Source organism: Comamonas sp. HJ-2 (assembly GCF_053615495.1).
Genome location: NZ_JBSIFD010000001.1, coordinates 282,232 through 308,978 on the forward strand (window position 1 = coordinate 282,232; position 26,747 = coordinate 308,978).

The window sequence follows — 26,747 nt, forward strand, 5'->3', positions numbered from 1 at the left end:
CGCAGGTCGGGCCGCCAGCGCGCCAGTCGTTTGCAGTGCAGACGGCACCAGCAGGCATTGCCTCAGGTGCCGCACGCCTTCAGCGTACGACTTCAGACACCTACCGACACATGGACCCACAAACACTTGTGCAGGCCCCTGCGCCTTTTGCATCCCAAAATTCACCCCGTGTTCCCGCGCTGCAATCAGCGACCGAGCGCGTGCAGGCACAAATCTCGCACCTGCTGCATATCGAATCCTTTGCCGGCATGGTGCTCATGCTGGCCGCTGCGGCAGCCCTGATCTGGGCCAACTCCGCTGCGGCGCCAAGCTACTTTGCACTGTGGCATGTCCCCGTCGCGCTGACGCTTGGCCCATGGAGCTTCAGCACCGATCTGCATTTCATCGTCAACGATGTGCTGATGACGGTGTTCTTTCTGGTCGTGGGCATGGAGATCCGGCGCGAGCTGCACAACGGCGCGCTGGCCAGCCTGCGCCAGGCCAGTCTGCCGCTGATCGCTGCCATCGGCGGCGTGGCCGTGCCCGCACTCATCTACGTGGCCCTGGCGGGCAACGACAGGACGCTGCTCAACGGCTGGGCAATTCCGACGGCGACCGACATCGCGTTTGCCGTGGGCGTGCTGGCCTTGCTGGGCCGCAATATCCCGGGTGCACTGCGTATCTTCCTGCTGGCCCTGGCCATCATCGACGACATCGTGGCCGTGCTCATCATCGCCTTCTTCTACTCCGGCGGCCTGCAGGCCATGGGCTTTGTGGTTGCCGCAGCCGGCGTGCTGCTGGTGCTGCTGTTCAACCGCATGGGCATTGCCGCCGCGCCCCTGTATGTGCTGCCCGGAGCCATTCTCTGGTTCGGTCTGCTCAAGACCGGCGCTCATCCCACTCTGGCAGGTGTGGTGCTGGGTCTGATGACGCCTGTGTTTGTACGTCCCGCCTCCATGCCGCTGCTGATCACGGCACAGACGGCCATGCGCAAGGCCGGCGAGCAGATGCAGAGCGGCCGGCCCGATCCGCAGCACCTGCTGCAGGAGTTGCGCATTGCCCAGCTCGCACAGCGCGACCTGCTGCCGCCTGCTCTGCGCCTGCCCATGATTCTTCATCCATGGGTGGCTTTTTGCATCATGCCCATTTTTGCACTGGCCAATGCCGGCGTGCAGTTCTCGGGCATAGACCTGAGCGCTGCCGCACCGCAGACCACGGCCATGGCCGTGCTGGTGGCCCTGGTGCTGGGCAAGCCCCTGGGGGTCTTCATCTGCACCTGGCTGGCTGTCAAGAGCGGGCTGTGCAGCCTGCCCGAGGGCCTGAACTGGCGCGGCGTGCTGCTGGTGGGTCTGCTGGCCGGCATAGGCTTTACCATGTCCATCTTTGTCGGCGGCCTGGCCTTTACGGATGCTTCCCTGCTGGGCGCGGCCAAGCTGGGCATTCTGGCCGGCTCGGCCATGGCAGCCTTGCTGGGGCTGGGCTATGGCTTTGCCATGCGCAAGCGTTTCGAGCAGCCCTGAACGCCACGACACACCGCCGGAAAATCAAAAAGGTCAGCCCTGCAAAGGACTGACCTTTTTTCATGCCGCAGAACAATCAGCTCTGATCGAAAGGTTTCGGGTAAGTGCCGGGCAACAGAATTTCTTTGCCGACCTGGTTGATATTGGTGTGCCCGCAGAAGGCCATGGTGGTGTCCAGCTCCTTGTGGATGATCTGCAGCGCCTTGCTCACGCCGGCCTGACCATAAGCGCCCAGACCGTAGAGGAAGCTGCGACCTATCATCGTGCCTTGCGCACCCAGTGCGCGGGCCTTGAGCACGTCCTGACCGCTGCGAATGCCGCCATCCATCCAGACCTCGATATCCTTGCCCGCAGCCTCTGCAATCGATGGCAAGGCTGCAATCGAAGAAGGCGCACCATCGAGCTGACGGCCGCCATGGTTGCTGACCACCAGCGCGTCAGCACCGCTTTGCGCGGCCAGACGCGCATCTTCGGCATCCATCACGCCCTTGAGAATGATCTTGCCGCCCCAGAGCTTCTTGATCCATTCCACATCGCTCCAGTTCAGTGACGGATCGAACTGATCTGCCGTCCAGGACGACAGCGAGGACACATCGCCCACACCATCCACATGGCCGACGATATTGCCGAAGCTGCGGCGCTTGGTACCCAGCATTCCAAGGCACCAGTGCGGCTTGGTCGCCAGATTGATGAGGTTTGCCAGCGTGGGCTTGGGCGGGGTGGACAGACCGTTCTTGATGTCCTTGTGGCGCTGACCCAGGATCTGCAGGTCCAGCGTCACCACCAACGCCGAGCAGTTGGCCGCCTTGGCGCGATTGATCAGGCGCTCCATGAAGGCCTTGTCGCGCATCACATAGAGCTGGAACCAGAACGGATGGCGATCGGTGTGCTCGGCTATGTCCTCCAGCGAGCAGATGCTCATGGTGGACAGCGTGAACGGCACGCCAAAGGCCTTGGCGGCCTTGGCTCCAAGAATCTCGCCATCGGCATGCTGCATGCCGGTCAGGCCCGTGGGTGCAATCGCCACCGGCATGGCGACCTCCTCGCCGATCATGGTGGTGCGCGTGCTGCGCCCTTCCATGTTCACGGCCACACGCTGACGCAGCTTGATTGACTGGAACTCGTCTTCGTTGGCCCGATACGTGCCCTGGGTGTAAGAGCCCGAATCGGCGTAGTCATAGAACATGCGCGGCACACGACGCTTGGCCACCACACGCAGGTCTTCGATACAGGTGATTTTGGAAAGATCGCTCACGACTTCTAGCCTTGTAATTGGAGTTGAACCCGATGGTAGCCCTCATCGCCGTCATCGGCAGTTCACTATGGTTTGAAGTGATTTATGCCGGTTTTGAAATTTTCTTCAGCGAGGGAAAATCAAGGGCTAATGCTAGGTATGCAAGCCTATTCGCACAGCCACCATCCTTGTCACCACAACAAACAGGAGACAACAGAGATGGTTTGGCAACAGGTCTATGACCCTCTATCGAATATGTGGCTATCCACATTGCTGGCGGCCATTCCGGTCGTGGTGATGCTGGTGGGCCTTGGTTTTCTGCACATGAAGGCCCACCTGGCCGCAGGAGCGGGGCTGATTGCAGCGCTGCTGATTGCAGTCTTTGTCTACAACATGCCCGGCGAAATGGCGGGGCGCGCAGCCTTGTTCGGCGGCTTCACCGGCCTGCTGCCCATTGGCTGGATTGTGCTGAACATCATCTTCCTGCATCAGCTGACCGAGCAGAACGGCAGCTTCAAGGTGCTGCAGGATTCACTTTCCGGGATCACCGAAGACCGCCGCATCCAGCTGCTGCTGATTGCCTTTTCCTTCGGTGCCTTTTTCGAGGGCGCTGCCGGCTTCGGGACACCCGTGGCCGTGACGGCAGCCATCCTGATCGGCCTGGGCTTTTCTCCGCTGGCGGCATCCGGTCTGTCGCTGATCGCCAATACCGCACCCGTGGCCTTTGGCGCCCTGGGCACGCCCGTCATCACGCTGGCCAAGGTCCATGGCTACGATCTGATGGAAGTGACCGCCATGATCGGCCGCCAGCTGCCTTTCTTCTCGGTGCTGGTGCCGTTCTGGCTGATCTGGGCCTTTGCCGGTCGCAAGGGCATGATGGAAATCTGGCCCGCGATTCTGGTCACCGGCCTGTCGTTTGCCATTCCCCAGTACCTGGTCTCCAACTTCATCGGCCCAGAGCTGGTGGACATCATCGCGGCCATTGTTTCCATGGCCAGCCTGATCCTGTTCCTGCGCGTCTGGCAGCCCAAGAAGATCTGGACCTCGGCCTCGCTGCGCGGCAAGGATATCAGCGCATCCGAAGTCAAGCCGCCACAGCCCGTGGCCAAGCACAGCAAGAGCGCGCTGATCGCCGCCTGGACACCCTGGATCATTCTCTCGGTGTTTGTGTTCATCTGGGGCCTGCCGCCGGTCAAGGCCTGGCTCAACAGCCTGTTTGCCCCCGCCTTCCCCATGACGGGCCTGCACAATCTGATCGAGAAAATGCCGCCCGTGGTGCCCCAGCCGACCAAGGAGGGTGCGGTCTACACGCTGAACCTGCTGTCTGCCACCGGAACAGCCATTCTGTTCTCGGCCATCGTCAGTGCCTTCGTCATGAAGTACAACCCGGTGACCATAGTGCGCACCTTCTTCAAGACCACCTGGCTGGTGCGCTACTCGCTGCTGACCATCGTGCTGATGCTGGCCCTGGGCACGCTGACACGCTACTCGGGCACAGACACCACCCTGGGCCTGGCCTTTGCCAACACAGGTGTGTTCTACCCCTTCTTCGGCACGCTGATGGGCTGGCTGGGCGTGGCACTTACAGGCTCGGACACGGCGTCCAACGTGCTGTTCGGCGGCATGCAGAAGGTCGCCGCCGACCAACTGGGCCTGTCCCCCAACCTCATGGGCGCCGCCAACAGCTCGGGCGGCGTGATGGGCAAGATGATCGATGCGCAATCCATCGTCGTGGCTTCGACCGCCACACGCTGGTTCAACCGCGAAGGCGACATCCTGCGCTACGTATTCTTCCACTCCATCGCCCTGGCCTGCCTGATGGGCCTGTTCGTCACCATGCAGGCCTATGTCTGGCCGTTCAAGCTGATGGTGAACTGAGCCCCGAGCCGCTTTGCGGCTTGCCCTGACGAGACACCCCAAAGAGCCACACTGGCCCTTGCTCGGTATCTCTGGCCTGGGCCGCAGCGGTTTTCCGCCGCGCATGTCCCTTTTCTCAACCCACCAGATGGGCATTCCAGCAGCCGCAGCGCCTTCGGGCCTGCGGCTTTTTTGCGCCGTTTTCATGGAATCATGCGTAATACCAATTCGCAAATTGGTATTACCAATCAATTATTAAAAACAAGGGAAAACCACTAATTCATGTGCAAAACCTCATTTCTATAATCCGCTTTACCCGAAATCGCCACACATTGGTCATACCAATTTAACAAACGAAGCCGAACAAGACTGCGTGACAGCGTCCGGCACAGGGTGACACGGTTGTTTAAAGAATTGACGGGGAAGCTTCTGGACGCTCAGGAGGGTTGCCCTCCCCGCATAAATCCAGGAGATCAAGGCAATGCAAGAAATCTGGTCGCAAAACTACGACCCCGCAGGCAATGTGTGGGTGTCGGCGCTGGTGGCGCTGATACCCATCATCTTTTTCTTTCTCGCTCTGACCAAGCTGCGCCTCAAGGGCTATGTGGCGGGCACCATCACGGTGGCGCTGTCCCTGGCCGTGGCGCTGCTCTTCTATCGCATGCCCGTGGCCAATGCGCTGGCAGCAGGCGTCTACGGCTTCTTCTACGGCCTGTGGCCGATTGCCTGGATCATTGTCGCGGCGGTGTTTCTCTACAAGATCTCGGTCAAGACCGGACAGTTCGACATCATCCGCTCGTCGATTCTCTCGGTCACAGAAGACCAGCGCCTGCAGCTGATCCTGGTGGGCTTTTGCTTCGGTGCCTTCCTTGAGGGAGCCGCCGGCTTCGGCGCCCCCGTGGCCATCACGGCAGCACTGCTGGTGGGCCTGGGTTTCAGGCCTCTGTATGCAGCCGGCCTGTGCCTGATCGGCAATACCGCCCCCGTGGCCTTCGGCGCCATGGGCATTCCCGTCATCGTGGCCGGTCAGGTCTCGGGCGTCGATGTCATGGCCATCAGCCAGATGGCCGGCCGCCAGCTGCCGTTCATGACCATCATCGTGCTGTTCTGGCTCATGGCCATCATGGACGGCTGGCGCGGCGTGAAGGAAACCTGGCCTGCAGTGCTGGTGGGCGGCGGCAGCTTTGCACTCGGACAGTTTCTGACGGCCAACTACATCGGCCCCGAACTGCCGGACATCACCTCGGCCATCTTCGCCCTGGTGACACTGACCACTTTCCTCAAGTTCTGGCAGCCCAAGCGCATCTTCCGCTTCGACACCGAGCCGGGCGCAGCAAAGATCCAGACGGCAGCCCCTGCCAAACTGACGACCGGCATGGTGATCAAGGCCTGGTCGCCCTTCATCATCCTCACGGCCATGGTGACCATCTGGAGCCTCAAGCCCTTCAAGGCGCTGTTCGCCTCGGGCGGTGCACTGTCCGGCACGGTCTTCAGCATTCCCGTGCCCCTGCTGCACAATCTGGTGCAGAAAATGGCTCCCGTCGTCGCCGCGCCCACGCCCTATGGCGCGGTCTATTCCTTCAACTGGCTGTCGGCCACTGGAACCGCGATCCTGATCGCCGCCGTGCTCGCCATTCTTTTGCTGCGCCTCAAGCCAGCCGTGGCAGTCCAGACCCTGGGCGAGACCTTCAAGGAACTGGCCCTGCCCATCTACTCCATCGGCATGGTGCTGGCCTTTGCCTTCATCGCCAACTACTCCGGCCTGTCCACCACGCTGGCCATGGCGCTGGCCCATACGGGCAAGGCCTTTGCGTTCTTCTCGCCCTTCCTGGGCTGGGTCGGCGTATTCCTCACAGGCTCGGACACCTCGGCCAATGCGCTGTTCGGCGCCCTGCAGGCCACGACGGCCGCCCAGCTGGGGCTGCCCGAGGTTCTGGCCGTGACGGCCAACACCACCGGCGGTGTGACCGGCAAGATGATCTCGCCCCAGTCCATCGCCATTGCCTGCGCGGCCGTGGGCCTGGCCGGCAAGGAATCGGACCTGTTCCGCTTCACCGTCAAGCACAGTCTGGCCTTCCTGGTGCTGATCGGCATCATCTGCACGCTGCAGGCTTATGTGTTTCCGTGGATGATTCCCACCACCTGAAACTCCTGCCCGACCCCATGCCCGCCATCCGCCTGTCCGACCGCGTTGCCCAGCAGTTGCTGGAGCTGATCCAGAGCACCCAGCTCCAGAGCGGCGCCAAGCTGCCGACCGAGCGGGCGCTGGCCGAACAGCTGGGGGTCTCGCGCACGGCGCTGCGCGAGGCCATACAGAAGCTGGCCAGCCGCGGCGTGCTCGAAAGCCGCGTGGGCGCCGGCACCTTTGTCGGCTCGCGCGTTCCGCTGTGGCACGAGCAGGCCGTCGCACCGCTGGAATCCTTGCTGCGCGACGACCCCCAGTATCGCTACGACGTGCTGGAAGCACGCCAGGCGCTGGAGCTCAGTACCGCCTGGTATGCGGCCCAGCGTGCCACCGACAAGGACAGGGACCGCATCCGCCGCTGCTTCGACGACATGCTGCGCCACCAGCAGGCGCGCGATGCCGCCAGCGCGGCCCGCTCCGACGCACAGTTCCATCTGGCAATTGCCGAGGCTTCGCACAACGCCGTGCTGGTGCAGCTCATGGGCAGCCTCTTCGAGCTGGTGCTGGGTACCGTGGCCCAGAACCGGCGCCTGATGTTCGTGCATGATGATCTTTCGACGCTGGAGCATCTGACTGCGCAGCACCACAACCTCATGCAGGCCATTGTCGACGGCGAGCCGGAGCAGGCCAGAAGCGCCATCGGCCAGCACCTGGCCTATGTTCACGAAAAGCTGTCCGAGTCGGATGCCGAAGCGGCCCGACGCAAGCGGCTGGATCGTTTCTCCTCTTCCTCCGCCATTTTTTCATGATCATCTCCTCCACCACCGACTACCGCGCGGCTGCGCAAAAGCGCCTGCCGCCCTTTCTGTTCCACTACCTCGACGGCGGTGCCTATGCCGAGAAGACGCTGGCCCGCAATGTCGATGACCTGGCCGACGTGGCCCTGCGCCAGCGCGTGCTCAAGGACATGAGCCAGCTGGACACCAGCATCGAGCTGTTCGGCGAGAAGTTCTCGATTCCCGTGGCGCTGGCTCCCGTGGGGCTGACCGGAATGTTCGCCCGCCGCGGCGAAGTGCAGGCCGCCATGGCCGCTGATAAAAAGGGCATCCCCTTCACCATGTCAAGCGTCTCGGTCTGCCCCATCGAGGAAGTCGCGCCCAGGCTGGGCCGCCCGATGTGGTTCCAGCTCTATGTGCTCAAGGACCGGGGCTTCATGAAGAACGCGCTGGAGCGCGCCCAGGCCGCCGGCGTCTCCACCCTGGTCTTCACCGTGGACATGCCCGTGCCTGGCGCCCGCTACCGCGATGCGCATTCGGGCATGAGCGGCCCCAACGCCGCCATGCGCCGCTACCTGCAGGCCGTGACCCATCCGCACTGGGCCGTGGACGTGGGCTTGATGGGGCGCCCGCACACGCTGGGCAATATCTCCACCTACAAGGGCCAGAACGTCTCGCTTGAAGACTATATGGGCTATCTGGGCGCGAACTTCGACCCCTCGATCTCATGGTCGGACCTGGAGTGGATCCGCGACTTCTGGAAGGGTCCCATGCTCATCAAGGGCATTCTCGATCCCGAGGACGCCAGGGATGCCGTGCGCTTCGGGGCCGACGGCATCATCGTCTCCAACCACGGCGGGCGCCAGCTCGACGGCGTGCTCTCCTCGGCACGCGCCCTGCCTGCCATTGCCGATGCCGTCAAGGGCCAGATCAAGATCCTGGCCGACTCGGGCGTGCGCAACGGCCTGGACATCGTGCGCCTGCTGGCCCTGGGCGCAGACTGCACCATGATAGGCCGCGCCTTCGTCTACGCGCTGGCCGCTGAAGGCGAAGCCGGTGTGAGCAACCTGCTGAACCTGCTCGAAAAGGAAATGCGGGTGGCCATGACGCTGACCAGCGTCAAGAAGGTCTCGGAGATCACTGGCGATCTGCTGGTACGGGACTGATCCCGCACAGGCTCCGGCCCAGGGCCGGGGCCTGGCAGGCATCAGCGCGCCGCACCCTTCTGCCCCAGCCAGATGCCGCCCAGGACCAGGGCCACGCCCGCCATCTGCACGGCCGTCAGCGTCTGGTCCAGGAATGCCCAGCCCAGCAAAATCGCCGTCAGCGGGCTGAGAAAACCCAGCGGCGCCACCATGTTCGGCTCCAGCCGGGCAATGCCGCGAAACCACAGCACATAGGTCAGCGCCGCGCCCACCAGACCCAGCCAGGCCAGTCCGATCAGATGGCCGGGCGTGGGCGCCGGAAAATCCGGTCCGGCCCACAGCGCCACCGGCAGCAGCAACAGGCCGCCGGCCGTGAGCTGCCAGGCGGTAAAGGTCAGCAGTGGCACGGGCGGGCGCCACTTGCGCGTGAGCACCGTGCCGCAGGCCATGGAAAGCGCTGCTGCCAGGCCTGCCGCAATACCTGTCGCATCCAGCGCCACGCCGGGCGTGAGCACCAGCAGGGCCACGCCCGCCAGTCCGGCCAGGGCTGCGAGCACCGAGGCCGGTCGCAGCGCACTGCCCAGCACCCAGGCCGCGAGAAACACCACCACCAGCGGCTGCACGGCCCCCACAGTGGCGGCCGCCCCGCCCGGCAGACGGTAGGCCGAGACGAACAGCATGCTCCAGAACACCGAGAAATTGAGCGCTCCCAGGATGAACACCCGCAACCACCACACGCCCTGCGGCAGGCGCCGTGCAAATGCCAGCAACAACAGGCCTGCGGGCAGCGCGCGCAGCAGGGCCACGGTCATCGCGGGTACCTGCGGCAGCAGCTGCGTGGAGACGATATAGCTGCTGCCCCAGATGGCGGGCGCCAGCCCTGTCAGCAACAGATCCCATGCCCGGGTCTGCCCCGGTGTTCGCACCGCTTGCCGGGCGCTCATGCGAACTCCAGCACCTGCTCCAGCGGCCGGCGCGGCTTCTGCGGCCAGTTGCCGGCTGCTGCACGGCCCACGGTGACAAGCATCACCGGAACCTCCTCGCGCGCCAGACCGAAGCTCGATGTCACGCCTTCGGCGTCGAAGCCCGTCATCGCACAGGACGCCAGACCCATGGCCTGCGCCGCATGCATCAGCGTCATGGCGCCGAAGCTGGCCGAGCGCAGGGCCTCGTCGCGCACCGCCTGCGCGCTGGCGTACTGCTGCTGCGCGGCCTGCAGCCATCCCTGTGCAATGGCGGCAGGCATGAAGCCTCCGTCCACAAAGGGCTGCAGCCGTTCGGCCAGCGCCTCGGGGTCGGCCAGCACGCCGCAGACGATGAAGCAGACGGCCGCCTCCTGCACCTTGGCCTGATCCTGGGCCAGAGCGCGCAGCCTGGCTTTGGCTGCGGGCGTGCGCACGGCGATGAAGCGCCAGTTCTGAAGGTTGTAGGCCGTGGGCGCACGCGTGGCCAGTTGTACCAGCCGCGCTATCTCGGCATCGGCCAGGCGGTGGGAGTCATCGAAGCGGTTGGCCGAGATGCGCTGCTCGATGAGAGCGAGTGTGGGGTGAGTGGTAGTCATGGCATGACTGTAGATAATTCACCCTGAATTGATAATTGGCTTTTATCAAAATAAACCATTCACCAACAGAGAAGAATCACATGGACCGACTGACCGCCTTGCAAGTCTTTCATCGCGTCGCGCAGCGCGGCAGCTTTGCCGAGGCGGGCCGCAGCCTGGGCCTGTCGCCAGCCGCGATCAGCAAGAACATCGCCGAGCTGGAGGCCCATGTGGGCACGCGCCTGATCCAGCGCACCACACGGCGCATGGCGCTGACGGAGGAAGGCCGCCTGTATCTCGAGCATGTCACGCGGGCGCTGGATGCGCTGGCCGATGCCGACTCGGCGCTATGCCCCTTCAAGGCCGCGCCCAGCGGCCTGCTCAAGGTCAGCGCACCCATGACATTCACGCTGACGCAGATCTCTTCCGCCATTCCCGCCTTCCTGGAGCTCTACCCCGAGCTGCAACTGGACCTGCACCTGGACGACAGACGCGTCGACATCGTGCGCGAAGGCTTCGATCTGGCCATACGCGGCAGTGACCGGCTCGAGGACTCCTCGCTGATCGCGCGTCCGCTGACAAGCATGTCGCATGTGCTGTGCGCCGCTCCCGGCTATTTCGAAAAGCGCGGCCGCCCGCACACGCCTGCCGATCTCAACGGCCTGGAGCACATACGCTTCAGTCTCTCGGGCCATGCGGATGCCTGGGAATTCGAGCAAGGCGGACGCATGGAGAGCGTGGCAGTCAACGCGCGCTATTCGGTGTCCTCAAGCCTGGCAGTGCGCGACGCACTGCGCGCGGGCTTTGGCGTCAGCCTGATCCCGCAGCCCTATGTCGAGGAAGACCTGCGCACGGGCCGGCTGCAGGCCGTCCTGGAGGACTGGAGCACGGTGAAGACCACGCTCTATGCGATTTATCCGTCGCGCCAGCATGTGACGCCCAAGCTGCGCGCGCTGCTGGACTTTCTGGTCGCACAGTTCGATTCTGGCAACTGAGCCTCCGGGCCATTGGCCAGCCTTCAGCGCCGGCGCTGGCTCTGGATCTGCTCCGGCCCGGCCACCAGGGCACCGGCGCCGCGCACTTCCAGCGCGATGCTGTCCAGCACCTTGCCGGAGGCATCAAGCAGCTCCAGCCTGTGGCGCCCCGGCCAGGGCAGCCAGCCCAGCTGACTGCCGCGCCCCAGCTCGCGCTGCACTTCCCGCATCACGGGTTGGGCGTTCTTGTCTGCTATGACGGGCGCTCCATATTGCCGGGTCACCAGCCGCCAGCGCAAGCTGCTGTCGCGCCAGTCCTGCTCGGCCGCCATGCCGGCCTGGCGCGCCACCAACTGCACGCGCTGGCTATCGGGCGGAATATCGGGGTCCAGCGCCAAAATGGTGCCATTGGCCGGACGCGAGATACGCACAGCGGCCGCAGCCGCAGCGCTGCCGGACTTGCTGCCTTTTTGCCTGGCTAGGCTTTTCTGCTCTGCACTGCCCGCCACGTGATCCATGGCAAACAGCGACTGCTGCGTGCCTTCCACAAACCATTCGCCACGGGCGCTTTCGATGGGCGTTCCGCCACTGGCCAGCGCGCCAAACTGCACTTGCTGCTGCAGCACGCCGATCGGAGCCCTGGGCGCGCGGCTGGACAGGTTGCGATGCAAAAAGCCCATGATATCGGCCCAGATGGGCGCTGCGCCGCTGGTGCCGCTGACCGAATGCATGGCCGCGCCACCCGCATTGCCCACCCAGACGCCCACGGTGTAGCGCTCGGACCAGCCCACGGCCCAGTTGTCGCGCATATCCTTGCTGGTGCCGGTTTTCACGGCCGTCCAGAAGCGCGTGGCCAGCACGCTGTCCGTGCCGAACGTCGGGGCCCGCGCCATATTGTCGGAGAGAATGTCGCCCACGATAAAAGCTGCCCGCGCATCCAGTGCCTGCACCGCGTCGTCGCCGGTTTTGCCGCCGGCCTTGCGGCTTTCAGTCTGAGGCAAGGCCCAGCTCACGGGACGATATTGACCGCTATTGCCCAGTGCCCGATAGGCATTGGTCAGATTGAGCAGCGCGACCTCGCTGCTGCCCAGCGCCAGGCTGAAGCCGTAATAGCCTCCGCTTTCGCGCAGCGGCAGACCCAGTTTTTTGAGCTGCTCGAAGAAGGCGTCGGGCGTGACCATGACCAGCGTGCGCACCGCAGGCACATTGAGCGAGGAAGCCAGCGCCGTGCGCGCCGATACCCAGCCCTTGAAGCGCCGGTCGTAATTCTGCGGAATATAGAGGCCGTTCTGCGTGGGAATATGGGCCGATGAATCCTCGATCAGCGAGGCGGCCGTGATGCGCTTTTCGGCAATCGCCTGGGCGTAGAGAAACGGCTTGAGCGTGGAGCCGGGCTGACGCAGCGCAGTGACGCCATCGACCTCGGATGCCTGGCTCAGCGTGCCCGAGGAGCCCACCCAGGCCAGAATCTCGCCTGTTCGGTTGTCCAGCACCACGGTCGCACCATCTTCCACATTGCGGCCCTGCAACTCGCGCAGATGCTGCTGCAGGCTGGCCACGGCAAAGCGCTGCAAGGGTGCGCTCAAGGTTGATCGCACCTGCTCCTGCCCCCTGTTCTGAGGCAGCGCCAGCCAGCGCCGCGCGAAATGCGGGGCCACACCCTCGCTGGCCAGCCATTGACGCCGCTGCAGCACGCTGGAGGTGTAGAGCTGCATGGCCGAGCAATCCCTGGCCGCCACATCATCGGGCACCATCACCTGCAGCACGCCACAGGCACGCTGGGCCACCCGCTCCACCGAGGCATTGGGTGCCCGCACCAGGGCTGCGGCAATGGCGGCCTCGCGCGCATCCAGCCCGTGTGCGGCCTTGCCGTACAGGCTTTGCGACAGCGCAGCGATACCCACGATCTCGCCGCGGAACGGCACCAAGTTCAGATAGGCCTCGAGAATCTGGTCCTTGCGCCAGCGCCTGTCCAGCACCTGGGCCGCCACGGCCTGCCCCACCTTCTGCACCACGCTGCGCCCACCCGGTCCCTGACGCCAGTCTCCATCCAGCAGACCGGCGAGCTGCATGGTGATGGTGCTCGCGCCGCGCGTGCGTGTGTTCCAGAGGTTGCCCCATGCAGCTGCGGTGACGGCAGCCCAGTCCACGCCGCTGTGCTCGTAGAAACGCTTGTCCTCGCTGAGCACCAGGGCCGTGCGCAATGCCGGCGAAACATCGGCCAATGCCACCCAGGGACCGCGGCGCACCGTGCTGTCGGTGCGCAAGCGCTGCAGCACCTCGCCTTCGCGCGAAAGCAGAAGGGTCTCCGACGAGCGATGGTCGCTGCGCACCTCGTCATAGCTGGGCACGGCTTGGCTGCTGGCGGCAAGACCCAGCCACAAGGCGGCCGTCATGCCAACGGCTCGCCAGAACGGCTTCATTCTCTGGGGCTGGAAATACCGCTGCATGCCTTGTTTCATGTCTTTGTGCGCTGTTGGAAGTCAGCAGGCATTGTCCCAAAGATGGCATGGCAAACTGTCCGCTCAGGCAAGCGGCAATAAAAAAGCGGCTCCAGCGAGCCGCTTTTTTCCGGAACCACCGCCTTTTCCTCAGGCCGTGAACTTCTTGATCTTGAACGCCAGTATCACCATCAGCACGCCAAAGATGACGGCATAGGTCGCCAGCACCCACAGCATGGCCATCATGCCCGCGCCGGGTTGCATCAGCACGAAGATGCCGAACAGCACCGACAGCAGCCCCCCGAGCACCAGCACCCATTCGCCTTGAATTTCCTTGCGCAGACGCAGCGCCGCGACGATCTGCAGCACACCGGTCATCAAGGCCCAGACGCCGATATAGATGGTCAGAACCAGCGCCGTAATCGCAGGGTTGATGACCGTGAGCACCCCCACCACCACACCCGTCAGCCCCCACAGCAAAACCACCCACCAGTGGCGCGACTGCTGACGGCTCTTGATGGCGGTGTAGATGCCTAGCAGGCCGTCGACAAACACATAGGCGCCAAACACCAGCACCAGCGCGGCGGCGGACGCCGCAGGCTGCATCCAGGTCAGCACGCCGAAGATGATGGCTGCGGCGCCGCGCAACAACAGCACCCACCAGCTACGGTGCAACATGATGGACATGGAAGGAATTTCTACAGGCATGAAGACTCCTCTCTTTTAGAACGTGTTTACGTTCTCAGGGTTTCACAACAGTGCGACTTGTGCAGCCACTCGTCTCTCGAATCCAGCTTCGACCCTTAGAACGTGTTTACGATCTCCTCGCGCCGCGACAGAGGGCTTTGCGGGATGGGATGCAAGGGGGCGGCCCCCCGCGCGCGATACCGCAGCAATAGCCCTGCTATTGCGAGGATTCGCGCGGCCGGCGAGGCAACGCCGCAGACCGCCCCTGACCGGGCGCCCGCAAAGACACTGTCCCGAAGGGTTGGAGCGCAATCGGACGATTTCTGCACGCTGTCTCTTGCTTGCACCCCGGTGCAAGCGGCGAGCCATCGCTTCGAACTCATCCCGATTGCGCTCCAACGCGGCCGCGTAGAGATCATAAACACGTTCCAAAACAAGCTCAGCCCAGCGTCAACATCACAGGCTGGTGGTCAGACGCCTGTGTGGCGCTGTCAACGCTCCAAGTGTGCACTCTCTGACACAAGCTATCGCTGACCCATATCAAGTCGCATGCCCCGGGCTCTGCCCCCCAGGTTCGATCCACCAGTCTGAAGGTCGGAGGCTGCGGTTGCCCGGGATACAGCACATCCCAGCTATTGCGCCACTGCCCGGCCTGCAGACAGCCTTCCTCGCCGGCAACCCAAGGTGCGGACAGAACGGCATATTCGGGCTCGTGCGGCTCGAAGTTGAAATCCCCGCAAAGCACGGCATGGCGGGTATGCGGCTTGGTTTGATAGGGCGAGCCATCGCTGGCCGGCTGGGGCGGGGCATCGACCAACGCACAGGCCTGCATCTGCAGGGCACGCAGTGCGCCGGCCTGCGCCATGCGCTGACGCGCCGAGAAATATTCGAGATGCGTGGTCATGATGCGTACCGGTCCCAGCGCCGCGTCATCGACCGTGACCACGGAACACATGCGCTGCATGCAGCGCATATCGGCTTCTGCCGGCATGGGCAGCAGATAGTGCTGAACCAGCAGCACCGGCAGCCGCGTGACAATCAGATTGCCAAAACGCTGATGGCCCCGGGGCGTGAACTCATCGACCGATGCGCCAAAGAAAATCTGCCAGCCCGGCAACAGCGCCTTCAGCTCGGCCAACTGGTCGCCGGGCCTTCCTTGCAGATCGGGGTAGTTGACGGCGATTTCCTGCATGCACAGCACATCCAGACCGCCGGACTGCTCGCCCATTTGCAGCGCGTGACGCACGATGCGTTCCACACTGACCAGTCCATCCATGCCGCAGCACCATTGCACATTCCAGGTCAGGATATTCATCTTGTCGCGTCTTTCCAGATTGAAAGTGGCTGAAGCCCCGGCAGCCACTATTTTTACAGCAGCTGATCAGGCCAAGTTCTCGCGCAACTGGAACACATTGCCTTCCTTGTCCATGGCATTGCAGGCCGCAAAGCCAGGACCTTGCCAACGCTCGTCAAACACTTGTCCGCCCAGCGCCTGTGCTGCGCTTTCGGCGTCGGCAATCGCCGGCACGGTGACAAAGAACTTGAGTGCCACATCGGCGCGGCGCTGCGGTGGCGTGCCGATCTTGACCCGCGCCGCAATCTCGGCAGGCAGGGCGTGAATCACCAGTTGCAACACGGCGGACTCCAGCACGATGACGTGCGCATCTTCATGCAGTCGCCGCATGCCCAGAACCTGCTCATAGAAGCCTGCCAGACTCTGGAAATCCTTGGCATAAATCAGCACACCAGCAGCAGCGGGACCGGGCATCGTCAACTCCTCAAATGGTTTGACTGTATCCCAGTCACTTGATGCCCGCACGCATGAAGCTTTGCACGAACTGGCGCTGGAACAGCAGGAATGCAATAAGCAGCGGCCCTGAAGTCATCAGTGTGGCGGCGCAGATGGTCGACCATTCCACGCCCGATTCCACGCTGGAGAAAACCTGCAGGCCCACGGTGAGCGGACGCGACTGCACGCTGTTGGTGATGATCAGAGGCCAGAGAAAATTATTCCAGTGAAAGCTCACCGAAACCAGCGCAAATGCCGTGTAGACCGGCCTGGCCAGCGGTACGTAGACACGCCAGAGAATCTGCAGCGTGCTGGCACCTTCCACGCGCGCGGCTTCGTCCAGCTCGCGGGGTATGCCCATAAAGGTCTGGCGCAGCAAAAAGATGGCAAAGGCCGAGGCGAAATACGGCAGACCTATGCCCGCCAGAGTATCGACCACTCCCAGCCCGGACATGGTCTGATAGTTCGCCACCAGCAGAATGTCCGGCATGATCATCAGCTGTATCAGCACCAGCGCAAACGCTACATTGCTGCCGCGAAAGCGCAAGCGTGCAAAGGCAAATGCAGCCAGCGTGGACAGCAGCAGCTGCACCGCCAGAATCATGGCCACCAGCAAGATGGTGTTGAGAAAATAGCGCGCAAACGGCGCGGCTTCCCAGGCATGGCGGAAGTTCTGCAGCGTCCAGGGCGCGGACAGATCCAGGCGCGTGGACGCATCGGAGGGGTGAAACGCCGTCCAGACCGCATAGACCAGCGGCAGCAGCCACAGCAGGGCCAGCGTCCAGGCGGCCAGGGTGTCCAGCCATGAAGCGCCATAAAAGCTCACGCCCTGACTTGCCCGGGCGCTCCTGCGCCCTGGCAGAAATGAAGCAGCTGTCATTGATAGTGCACCTTTTTGTCCAGCACGAAGAACTGGAACAGCGCCACGGCAGCCAGCACCACGACCAGCACCACGGTGATGGCCGCGGCATAGCCGGTATCCCAGAACTTGAAGCCCACTTCGTAGAGGTGATAGAGCAGCAGCGTGGAGGCATTGTCCGGTCCGCCACGTGTGAGGATGAACACATGGTCCACGAGCCGGAAGGCATTGATCACGGCGTTGACCAGGATGAACAGCGTGGTCGGCATGAGCAGCGGCCACTGCACGCGGCGCAGGAAATACCAGCGCGATGCGCCTTCGATGACCGCTGCCTCCTTGAGGCTGGGGTTCAACGTTTGCAGCGCGGCCAGATAGAAGATCATGAAAAAGCCGGCCTCCTTCCACACGGCCACCAGCGTGATGCAGGCCAGGGCCGTGGATGGATCGCCCAGCCAGTTGTGCGCGTCCAGGCCCAGTGCGCCGCGCAGCTGCTCCAGCAGCCCGTACTGAGGCGTGTAGAAGAACAGCCAGATATTGGCCACGGCAATCATGGGCAGCACCGTGGGCGTGAAATAGGCCATGCGCAGCAAGGCCCGCCCCGCGAGCTTCTCGTTGACCCACAGCGCCATCAGCAAGGCCAGTCCCATGGACAGCGGAATGGTGGCAGCGGCAAACCAGAGGTTGTTGCGCACGGCCTGCCAGAACACGGGATCATCGACCATGAGCGCATAGTTTTCCAGCCCCACCCATTCGCCGGGCTGGCCGCCACGACCCGTGGCATGCAGGCTGTCGATCAACGTGGACAAGGCCGGCCAATGCGTAAAGCCCAGCAGCAGCACCAGCGCCGGCATGAGCAGCAGCCAGGCATGCACGGCCTGCCGGCGTGCCGCGGCCTGCGCCAGCCTGCGGGCGGCCCTGGATGACAAGGGCGCCGCCATGGCGCCCTTGCCGGTTTCAAGCGCCGGACTGCTCATTACTTGTAGCGACGCAGAATGCGCTCGGATTCCTTCTGCGCATCGTCCATGGCCTGGGCTGCGGTCTTGGTGCCGTTCAGGGCCGCCTGAATCGCATCGTTGAGCACCTTGGTCACACGCTGGTTCTCATGGGTGGAATACTCGGCCACCGACACGGGAAGTTGATCGCGCGCCACCAGTGCCTGGGGAAATTCCTGGCCGTACTTCTTGAGTGCGGGAGTCTCGTAGGCTGCAGGCGAGACAGCCACATAGCCGCTGTCCATGCTCCACTGCGCGGCACGCTCTGGCTGGGTCACCCATTTGGCAAACTCGAACGCAGCCTGCTGCTGCTCCCTGGGCGCATTCTTGAAGATGTAGAAATTGCCCCCGCCCGTGGGCGAGCCCTTGCGGACATTGCCGGCGATCTGGCCCACGCCGAAGTCGAACTTGGCATTGGCGCGGATATTGGTGAGATTGCCCGTAGTCGTCACGATGATGGCGGCCTTCTTTTCCATGAAGTCCCTGGGCGTCGTGCCCCACTCCACCACACCTGCCGGGTGCACGCCGTCCTTGACCAGGCTGACCCAGAAGTTCAGCGCTTCCACCACCTTGGGGTGGTTGAGCATGACGCGGGTGCCGGACTCGTTGGCCAGCAGCACATCATTGGGCGTGGTCAGGGTCTGCAGCATCCAGTAGCCAAAGCCTGTGGACGGAATCTGGATGCCGTATTGCACGACCTTGCCGCTGGCGTCCTTCTTGGTCAGCTTGTGGGCGGCCTCCTTGAGTTCCTTCCAGTTCTGGGGCGCCTTGTCGGGGTTCAGGCCGGCCTCCTTGAAAGCTTCCTTGTTGTAGTACATCACCACGGTGGAGCGCTGAAAGGGCACGCCCCATGTCTTGCCACCGGTCTGGCTGTTGGCCATGAAGGCCGGATAAAAGCCCTTGAGCCAGGCCTTGTCGGCATCGGTCTTCACGAAGTCGTCAATGGGCGCAATCGCGCCCTCGTCCATCAGCGTGAACATATCGGTGGACAGCAGCACCGAAGTCGCAGGCGCCTTGCCGGCCTTGTGCGCCGTCAGCGCCTTGACGATGGTTTCCTGATAGGTCCCCGCATAGATGGGCGTGATCTTGTATTGCGGATGCGCCTTGTTGAAGTCCGCCGCATAACCGTCTATCACCTTGGTGATGGGGCCGCCCACGGCCACGGGGTAATAGAAAGGCACTTCCAGCGGGGACTGCGCAAGAGCAGTGCCCGCCAGGCCAAGGCCGGCGGCAGCGGCGAGCAGGCCGTGAACAAAGGTTTGACGACGCATGGGAATCTCTCCTCGGGATTTGCAGACAATGGAAAACGCCGGCGGCTCAGGCTGCGGCCAGCAAGGAGCGGGCGGATTCCACCGCCTGCCCACAAAAATGAATGCGCCCGCCCTGGGCATCGAACCAATGCGAAGCCTGCTGCGGCCAGTACAGGATCACGCCTTGTCCAGGCCGCAGATCGGCATGGGCATGGCCGGGCACACGCGCCGTCAGCAGCTCGCTGCCCACCCGGCAGCGCAGCACCAGATCAGCACCCAGATATTCAAAGCCCTGCACGGTGGCCGGAATGCGGTTGCCCAGACCCTCGTTGCCGCCGTCGGCATCACCTGCCACGGCAATCACCTCGGGCCGCACGCCCAGCGTTTGCGGATAGGCGCTGCCAGCCACCAGATCCGGGGCCACGACCACATCGCTGCCTGCAATCCGGTGGCCCTGCAGGGCCACGATGTTCATGGCGGGCGTGCCGATAAAGCGCGCGGCAAACGTGGTTGCGGGCTTGGCATAGATCTCGCGCGGCCCGGCCGCCTGTTCCACCCGGCCCTTGTTGAGCAGCACCACCTGATCGGCCATGCTCATGGCCTCGGCCTGATCGTGGGTCACATAGACCACCGTGAGGCCCAGACGCTGCTGCAGCTCGCGCAGCTCGGCGCGCATTTCCTGGCGCAGCTGGGCATCGAGATTGAATAGCGGCTCGTCCATCAGGCAGACCCTGGCCTGCGCCACCAGCGCACGGCCCAGCGCCACGCGTTGCTGCTGGCCGCCCGAGAGTTGCCCGGGCCGGCGCTCCAGAAGTGCCGTCAGCCCCAGCAGCTCGGCCGTTTGCTCAAGACGCTGCTCGCGCTCGGCCTTGCCAAGCTTGCGTACCCGCAGACCGAACTGGATGTTGTCGGCCACGCTCAGATGCGGGAACAGCGCATAGTTCTGAAACACCATGGCAATGCCGCGCTCTGCGGGCGGCAGATGGGTGACATCGCGACCATCGATGCGCACCGACCCCGAGGTGGGAATGTCCAGCCCGGCAATCATGCGCAAGGTGGTGGATTTGCCGCAGCCCGAAGGGCCGAGCAAGACGCAAAACGAGCCTGGTTCAATGCGCAGATTCACGGCATGCAGGGCCGTGGCGTCACCCCAGGATTTGGCGACGTTCTCCAGCTCGATCAAAGACATCGCGCCAGTCTAGGAAGACTGGATGACAGCCGCGTGTCAACCCAGATCCAACCAAATAAAAACAGGAGCTTCTTGCGCCTGCCATTTATGGATCTCAGATAGAAATGATCTTGAATCATCCTTTTTAAATACGAAAGCAGCTTCAATATTCATAGCATCAGCGCATGAAAAAAGCCCCGACTGCTTGCGCAGACCGGGGCTTGTCGTACGGCCGGGAAACCGCTGAAGGCTTACTTGGGCATCACCACCTTGATCTTGGCGTTGGGAATCTCGCCAAACATCTCGGGCGCATACAGCGCTTCGGCACGCGTGGGCGGCAGGGCAAATTCACCGGCGTTGTTCAGGCGCACCGTGTATTCGACCTTGGTCGTCCCTGCGGGCAGGTACTGGTAGTAGGCACGGTAGGACTCGAAGCTGCGCTCTTCGTAGGCCAGCCAGCCGGCCCCCTCCTGCTTCTCGCCCTTGGACGCGATCTCCGAATCACGGCCCAGGCCGCCACCCAGAATGGTCGCCCCCGTGGGGACGGGATCGGTGATGGCCACCCAGGTCATATCGGTCTTGGCCTGCACCTCCAGCGTCACGCGCAGCACATCGCCGCGCGTGTACTGACCGCCACCGAACAGGCCCTTGTCGGCCTGCTCCACGGGCGTGACGGTCTTCTTGATGGTGTAGCCGGCGCTGAACGGTGCCTTCAGGGCCACGGCCGCCACGGACTGCACGGTCAGCCAGGGCTTGCCCGTCCCTTGCTGCGTCACGCTCAGCTGGCCCTTGCCGGCCTTGGCCCAGGGCATGAACATGGTGTTGTTCATCAGGCCGCCGGCGCGCACGGGCTCACCGAAGACGCTGTTGGCATGGGCCGTGCCCTGCGCATCCTCGGACGTGGCGCGCCTGACCTCGGCCCAGTTCACCTTGGCCTCGTTACCGTTCATGCTGGCCACGGTGCTGCCGGCCACGGGCTCGGACTCGAACTTCTGCGAGAAGCGGCGCAGCGCCAGAGCTCCCCAGAGGTTGGCCGTGGTCGTGTTCCAAGCACCGCCCTGCTGGCGCGCGATAAAGCCGCTGACCAGGCGCGGCATGTCTTCGGCCCATGCCGGGTCGTTGATGGTCGCCAGGATCAGACGCGCCAGATTCACGTCAGGGCCCTGCATCAGCCACCACCAGCCATCGTCCTGATCGGTCGAGAAGCCGGCACGCGTGCCGTTGTAGGTCAGGCGGGCACGCAGAATCTGCATGGCCTGGGCCAGGCGCTCGTCGCGCTGGGGCGCATCGCTCATGCGCTGCAGCAGCAGCACCCAGTCGATGACCGTGTGCGTGGGCCACTGGTTGGGCGTGGCATTGATGCTGTCGAGCATGCGCGGCGTGGCCTTGCCAGTCAGCGCCAGCGCGGCAATCGCCGCCAGCTTGCGCATTTCCAGATCCTTGCGCGGGCTCCAGAAGTTGCGCTGGATGCGGCCTTCCACAAACGCGATCAGGCCGTCCTCCATGCGCGCACGCTCGGCCGCCGGAATCACGAAGCGCTTGTCAACGCCCTGCGCCATGGCCGACAGATTAAGCAGATGCGCGGTCAGCGTATCGCTGCCGCGGCTGACCGAGCCGTCCTGGGGCGGGAAGTAGTTGGCCAGGCCGTCACCGTCCAGATAGTTGGGCAGCTGGGCCATGGTGCTGCCCCAGAGCTCGGCGTTGTTCATGCCGACGGCCTTGCTGGTGGTCTGCTCCAGGCAGGAGTAGGGGTAGCGGGCCCACCAGTCGCGCACGCCGGGCAGACCTTCGGTCAGCTTGGGCACCAGCGACATCTGCAGACCGCCGCGACCGGGCAGGGCATCGGCGGGCGGATTCACGGGCACGCTATAGCTGCCGTTGACCTGCACCAGCGTGGCCTGCTGCACCGACAGCGGCACGGCGGGCACGATGCGCTGGCTGACCTTGAGCGCATCCTGCGCCGCGTCGGCGCCGCCAGCAGTATCGCGCGCGGAAATCTCCCAGATCAGCGCCTCGGCACGCGTGCCGGAGAGCTGGGCCGGAGCCTTCACATCCCAGGCCACTTCACGCGCCTCGCCGGCGGGAATCTCCACGGTCTGGGCCTTGAGTTCCAGCAGCGTGGCACGCGGCGTGACCTCCACCTTCATGGCCTTGGCCGAGGTGTTGCGCAGCGTGACCTGGGCGCGGAACTGATCGTCCTCGCGTACCAGGGGCGGCAGGCCGCTGATGATCTGCAGATCCTGCGTGGTACGGATCGCCGCCTGGCCGGTACCGAACAGGCTCACGCCCGCATCGGCCACGGCCACCACCTGGAAGGTGGTCAGGGCGTCGTTGAGCGGCACCTCGATCAGCGCCATGCCGTTGCCGTCCAGCACCACATCGGGCTTCCACAGCAGCAGGGTGTCGAGCAGTTCGCGCGTGGGGCTGCGGCCACCGCCACCGCCCGCAGGCACGGCCTTCTTGCCGTAGTGGCGTCGGCCGATCACCTCCATCTGGGCCGTTGCCGTCTGTACGCCCCAATCGCGGCGTGTCAGCATGGCATCGAGCAGATTCCAGCTGCTGTTGGGCATCAGTTCCAGCAGAGCCTGGTCCACGGCCGCCAGCGCCACATGGGCACCTGCAGCGGGCTTGCCATCGGGCAGCGTGGCCTTGATGGTGACCTTGGCCGTGCCGCGCACCTTGTAGCTGGACTTGTCCGAGGAAACCTTGACGTCCAGGGTATTGCTCTTCAGGCCCACGCGAATTTCGGACATGCCGAAACGGAAGGCAGGCTTGGAGAGGTCCACCATGGAAGTCGGCGCGATGAATTCCTTGCCGTCATTCCAGAAGGCACGCCACCACTCCAGCGGCGACTTGAAGCCCCAGGTGAAGAAGCTGTACCAGGGCACTTCCATCAGGCGGCCGCGCAGCGCCAGCACGCTGACATAGGCGTTGGGCCCCCAGTTGTCTTCGATCTTGACGTCCACCGTGGGGTTGTCACCCGCCAGCTCCACCACCTGGGTGCTGACGATGCCTTCGCGCTCCACGGCCACCAGCGCCGTGGCGCGACGGAAAGGCATGCGCACCTGGAAGCGCGCGGTCTCGCCGGGCTCATAGCTCTTGCGCTCGGACAGCACGTCCATGCGGTCATGGTCTTCGCCACCGAACCAGAGCTCGCCCTGGCCCGTGACCCACACCGAGGTCGCGGCCAGGCTGCTGCGGCCTTCCTTGTCGGCGGCCTTGACGATCAGCTCCACCTCGCCCGGCTGGGACAGCTGGGCCTCGCATTGCACAAGGCCATGGCTGTCGCTGGTGCCCGAGCACACGGTGCCCAGATTCTTGAGCGTGGTCTGGTTGTCGTAGCTGTAGAAGCCACCCACCAGTCGCTTGCGGCTGGAGGTGGTGATGCGCGCCACGGCCTCGACCTTGACGGGCACGCCGGCCTGGGCCTTGCCTGCCGTATCCAGCGTCAGCGCCTGAAAGCGCAGCTTGCGGTCCACCGAGATCCAGTTCTCGGAGCGCACGCCTGCCACCACGGCAGCCGGCCAGATGGTGCGCGTGCTGCGCAGGGTCTGCACCTCGCCGTTCGGGTCGGCGTAGGTCGCTTCCATCAGCAGCTCGCGCGGCTCGCCCGACTTGGGCAGCTTGTCGATGCTGACCTTGCCCAGACCGTTCTTGTCCAGCGTCACGGGAAGCTTGTCGGCCACGACCTTGGTGTCGTCAGCCGCCGTGCTTTCCTCGTCGTCGCTGCTGCCCACGTCCTGGGCACTGCGCGGCGGGTTGAAGCTGAAGCCGTCCCAGCCCGCGAAATCCAGCGATTTGGAGCGCAGCAGAGCCGACACCTTGACCGGCAGATTGGCGGCGGCACCACCCGAGACATAGTTGATCTGCACTTCGGCAGGCACGCTGCTGACAGCGTAGAGCTGCTCCTTGCCGGCCGGGCCCACACGCCCCTCCATCACCGGAAGGCGGAACTCCTCGACACGGAAGATGCCGGTGCTGAAACTGGAGCGACGGCCGCTGCCATTGGTGTAGCCCAGCTCCACCGCATATTCGCCGAGCTTGGCGGCCTTGGAGATGGGGAACTCGCTGCTCGCGCTGCCATTGACATTCCAGCTCAGGGCCTGGGTAAAGCGCTGGCCACTGCCCAGATGGGTGATGGTCAGGCGGTCAGGCTTGTCCTGGGTCTGCTCAAAGCCCGTGGAGTTCTTGCCGGGGCCTGTCAGGGCACGCAGAAAGTGCTTCATGGACACGGTTTCGCCGGCACGGAACAGCATGCGGTCAAACACCGTATGCGCGACTTCGTCGCGCTTGTTGCTGGAGCTGGTCGGCACATTGAAGCGCCAGGACTCTATGCCCTTGTTCCAGTTGCTCCAGACAAACGCCAGTTCCTCGCCAGCCTCGGTCTTGGCACGCGCACTCACGAAATAGGAGTTGCTGCGGTAGTAGCCGTCTTCGTTGCTGCACGAAGGCGGATTGGGATTGAGGCCGTTGAAGGTCACCAGACCCTGGGCATCACTGACAGCCGAAGCAATCGCCTGACCGTTGCAGTCCGAGACCTGCACCGTGGCGCCCGGCACCACCTTGCCCTTGTCCAGCGTCGTCACCCAGGCCACGGAGTTCTCGCGCCCCAGCTTGAAGTGCACGGCCAGATTGGTCACCAGCACCGAGGTGCGCACATACATGGTACGGCCCGCTCCATAGCCTTCGTCGAGCAGAGACTGGCCCAGCATGGGCGAGGCGATCTCCACTACCTGGAAGCCCGGGTTCAGCGGAATGCCGACGACCTCGAAGGGGCGCGGGTCGCTCTTGGCCGCCTTGGGCAGCTCCAGCGTCTGGGTCTGGCTCTGGCCGTCCAGCAGCGACAGCATGCGGGTCTGCACCCAGTGCTTGTCGTCGTTGATGACAGGAGGCAAGACCTTGACATCACGCGCAGCGCGCTTGCGCTCCACGCTGTAGCTGTCATAGCGCTCGACTTTCTTGAGCCAGGCGATGATGTCGGCATCCGAGCCACCCTTCTTGGTACGCACCACGCTGGCGTCCAGCGACTTGCCCAGAAGCTGCGGCTCCACATTGCGCAGCGTCACGGGCAGCAGCGCCGGGCCCTTGGGGCCTTCGGCAAAGCGCTCGACGATGCCGAAGGGCGCGGCGGCAAACTTCACCAGCGGCGGCATATTGCCCGTGGCCGTGGCCAGCGGGAACAGATTGGCATTGCTCAGCGTGCGGCCCGCAGCATCCTTGAACTGCGGCGGCAGCTCCACCACATACTTGGAGTTCGGCTGCATGGTGGCGGGAAAGCTCACGCTGTCCACCAGCGAATCCTCGGCCAGCTTGTCGCCGTTCTGCTCGATGATGGGGGCCACGGCCGAGGCACCGCTCTTGAGGCGTATGCCTTCGATCAGCTTGCGCGGCACCGGCGCGCTGAATGACAGCCGCATGGGGCGGATCGGCAGACAGGCGGCGTTGGCGTTCTCGCGCTCGCAGCTGAAGTCGGCGCTGAAGGGCTGGCGCACCTGGTACTCGTAGCGCTGCTCGTCCTTGCTGACCAGGCCGTTGGCCATGGCCACGCCCTTGCCATAGACCAGGGTCATCTTGCTGCCCGAGGTCAGACGGCGGTTACAGGCCAGCACCGCATAGTTCTGCGGGTTCTTGGCAGCGTCCTTGTCCCAGTGGCGCTGCTCGAGCACGGCCTCGCGGTCCTTGCCCTCTATCAGTTGCACGGGAATGCGCTCGCCCACACCTTCGGAGGTACACCAGACGCGCTGCTTGAGGCTGTCGACGGATGCCGCGCCCGTCAGGCGCAGAGCAAAGTACTGCTGCTCGTCCACCTCTTCATAGGTGTCGGGCGCAATGCTGGCCACCTGCGGTCCGCCGGTCTGGAACTGATAGCTGGCTGCGCCCGTCAGGGCCGTACCCGCGACGCTCTTGAACTGCGGGTTGAGCTGGGCCGTGCAACGCACGCCGGCGGGCAGGTTCTGGGCAAAGTCGAAGACCCATTCCTTTTCGCTGTTCCAGCGCCCCGTACCCTTGGCGGCCTGCGCATTGCTGCACTGCAGATTGACCGGCGCCTCGGCCTTGGGGTCGCCAAAGCGCACGGCTGCCCCATCGAACTGCACCACCACCTGGCCCACCTTGCTTACATCGCCCTGCGGGCTGAACTGGCGCACCCCCACGGCATGGGCCGCCGTGGCCGCCAGGCCCCATAACAGGCCTGCCTTGAGCAGCACGCGCCAGTGCGGCGCGATCTGCTTCCTCTTCCTTCCCTCTGCATAAGGCACAGTCATACAGTCACTTCCTTTTGGGGCCGGCGTGGCCGGCCCTGGCTGTTTGAATCTGAAGTCTGGAATCAGCGACGCAGCAGTGCGGGACGGCAGAATGCAAAAAGCCCTGCCTCGCAAGTGAAGCAGGGCCTTGAGCAGGTGCCGCACGCGC

The 26,747-nt window shown here is 64.0% G+C and carries 19 protein-coding genes; 7 read left to right on the top strand and 12 right to left on the bottom strand.

The window, feature by feature from the left end; translation table 11 throughout:
* The first annotated feature begins 110 nt into the window (after positions 1 to 110).
* Positions 111 to 1,499, top strand: a complete 1,389-nt coding sequence (gene nhaA, locus ACWGXF_RS01295) for a Na+/H+ antiporter NhaA (protein WP_452101650.1) — start codon at positions 111 to 113, stop codon at positions 1,497 to 1,499.
* Between the two features lie 76 nt (positions 1,500 to 1,575).
* On the opposite strand, the gene ACWGXF_RS01300 is transcribed toward nhaA, so the two are convergent.
* Complete coding sequence (locus ACWGXF_RS01300; protein ID WP_012837245.1) at positions 1,576 to 2,754, bottom strand: alpha-hydroxy acid oxidase; 1,179 nt, start codon at positions 2,752 to 2,754, stop codon at positions 1,576 to 1,578.
* Positions 2,755 to 2,786: 32 nt separating this feature from the next.
* Here ACWGXF_RS01300 and ACWGXF_RS01305 point away from each other — a divergent pair, with 32 nt between their 5' ends.
* From ACWGXF_RS01305 to lldD, 5 genes are all read left to right on the top strand, one after another.
* Positions 2,787 to 2,975, top strand: a complete 189-nt coding sequence (locus ACWGXF_RS01305) for a hypothetical protein (RefSeq protein ID WP_131361368.1) — start codon at positions 2,787 to 2,789, stop codon at positions 2,973 to 2,975.
* Positions 2,953 to 4,611, top strand: coding sequence for an L-lactate permease (locus tag ACWGXF_RS01310; protein ID WP_012837244.1), 1,659 nt, complete (start codon positions 2,953 to 2,955; stop codon positions 4,609 to 4,611). Before ACWGXF_RS01305 ends, ACWGXF_RS01310 begins: the two co-directional genes overlap by 23 nt.
* 460 nt (positions 4,612 to 5,071) lie before the next feature.
* Positions 5,072 to 6,736, top strand: a complete 1,665-nt coding sequence (lldP, locus tag ACWGXF_RS01315) for an L-lactate permease (RefSeq protein ID WP_256629864.1) — start codon at positions 5,072 to 5,074, stop codon at positions 6,734 to 6,736.
* 17 nt (positions 6,737 to 6,753) lie between these two features.
* The gene (lldR, locus tag ACWGXF_RS01320; protein ID WP_003067750.1) at positions 6,754 to 7,524 is read left to right on the top strand and encodes a transcriptional regulator LldR; all 771 of its coding nucleotides are present in this window, start codon (positions 6,754 to 6,756) and stop codon (positions 7,522 to 7,524) included.
* Complete coding sequence (lldD, locus tag ACWGXF_RS01325; RefSeq protein WP_012837241.1) at positions 7,521 to 8,657, top strand: FMN-dependent L-lactate dehydrogenase LldD; 1,137 nt, start codon at positions 7,521 to 7,523, stop codon at positions 8,655 to 8,657. The genes lldR and lldD overlap by 4 nt, the downstream gene beginning before the upstream one ends.
* A gap of 41 nt (positions 8,658 to 8,698) precedes the next feature.
* Here the strand turns inward: lldD and ACWGXF_RS01330 are convergent, their stop codons facing one another.
* Together ACWGXF_RS01330 and ACWGXF_RS01335 are read right to left on the bottom strand one after the other, a co-directional pair.
* The gene (locus ACWGXF_RS01330; protein WP_256629863.1) at positions 8,699 to 9,580 is read right to left on the bottom strand and encodes an EamA family transporter; all 882 of its coding nucleotides are present in this window, start codon (positions 9,578 to 9,580) and stop codon (positions 8,699 to 8,701) included.
* Entirely contained in the window at positions 9,577 to 10,197 is a 621-nt protein-coding gene (locus ACWGXF_RS01335) for a nitroreductase family protein (protein WP_256629862.1), read from the bottom strand. The genes ACWGXF_RS01330 and ACWGXF_RS01335 overlap by 4 nt, the downstream gene beginning before the upstream one ends.
* Positions 10,198 to 10,277: 80 nt before the next feature.
* Here ACWGXF_RS01335 and ACWGXF_RS01340 point away from each other — a divergent pair, with 80 nt between their 5' ends.
* Entirely contained in the window at positions 10,278 to 11,171 is an 894-nt protein-coding gene (locus tag ACWGXF_RS01340) for a LysR family transcriptional regulator (protein ID WP_256629861.1), read from the top strand.
* Between the two features lie 23 nt (positions 11,172 to 11,194).
* Here ACWGXF_RS01340 and pbpC read toward each other — a convergent pair whose 3' ends face one another.
* The 9 genes from pbpC to ACWGXF_RS01385 all read right to left on the bottom strand — a co-directional run bounded on the left by pbpC (position 11,195) and on the right by ACWGXF_RS01385 (position 26,599).
* On the bottom strand, positions 11,195 to 13,573 hold the full coding sequence (gene pbpC, locus ACWGXF_RS01345; RefSeq protein WP_452101654.1) for a penicillin-binding protein 1C: 2,379 nt from the start codon (positions 13,571 to 13,573) through the stop codon (positions 11,195 to 11,197).
* A 168-nt stretch (positions 13,574 to 13,741) separates the two neighbouring features.
* On the bottom strand, positions 13,742 to 14,299 hold the full coding sequence (locus tag ACWGXF_RS01350) for an HdeD family acid-resistance protein (RefSeq protein WP_012837236.1): 558 nt from the start codon (positions 14,297 to 14,299) through the stop codon (positions 13,742 to 13,744).
* Between the two features lie 418 nt (positions 14,300 to 14,717).
* On the bottom strand, positions 14,718 to 15,593 hold the full coding sequence (locus ACWGXF_RS01355; protein ID WP_452101651.1) for an endonuclease/exonuclease/phosphatase family protein: 876 nt from the start codon (positions 15,591 to 15,593) through the stop codon (positions 14,718 to 14,720).
* A 66-nt stretch (positions 15,594 to 15,659) separates the two neighbouring features.
* On the bottom strand, positions 15,660 to 16,046 hold the full coding sequence (locus ACWGXF_RS01360; RefSeq protein ID WP_003067760.1) for a VOC family protein: 387 nt from the start codon (positions 16,044 to 16,046) through the stop codon (positions 15,660 to 15,662).
* A gap of 34 nt (positions 16,047 to 16,080) precedes the next feature.
* Positions 16,081 to 16,947: a carbohydrate ABC transporter permease gene (locus ACWGXF_RS01365; protein WP_256629859.1), complete on the bottom strand. Its 867-nt coding sequence runs from the start codon at positions 16,945 to 16,947 to the stop codon at positions 16,081 to 16,083.
* Positions 16,944 to 17,900 (bottom strand): carbohydrate ABC transporter permease, encoded by a 957-nt coding sequence (locus ACWGXF_RS01370; RefSeq protein ID WP_232096875.1) that lies wholly within the window; start codon positions 17,898 to 17,900, stop codon positions 16,944 to 16,946. The genes ACWGXF_RS01365 and ACWGXF_RS01370 overlap by 4 nt, the downstream gene beginning before the upstream one ends.
* Positions 17,900 to 19,189 (bottom strand): ABC transporter substrate-binding protein, encoded by a 1,290-nt coding sequence (locus tag ACWGXF_RS01375; protein WP_256629858.1) that lies wholly within the window; start codon positions 19,187 to 19,189, stop codon positions 17,900 to 17,902. The genes ACWGXF_RS01370 and ACWGXF_RS01375 overlap by 1 nt, the downstream gene beginning before the upstream one ends.
* Positions 19,190 to 19,235: 46 nt before the next feature.
* Positions 19,236 to 20,357: an ABC transporter ATP-binding protein gene (locus tag ACWGXF_RS01380; RefSeq protein ID WP_452101652.1), complete on the bottom strand. Its 1,122-nt coding sequence runs from the start codon at positions 20,355 to 20,357 to the stop codon at positions 19,236 to 19,238.
* A gap of 230 nt (positions 20,358 to 20,587) precedes the next feature.
* Positions 20,588 to 26,599 carry an alpha-2-macroglobulin family protein gene (locus ACWGXF_RS01385; RefSeq protein WP_452101653.1) on the bottom strand — a complete coding sequence of 2,004 codons (6,012 nt, stop codon included), beginning with the start codon at positions 26,597 to 26,599 and terminating at the stop codon, positions 20,588 to 20,590.
* Positions 26,600 to 26,747 lie beyond the last annotated feature (148 nt).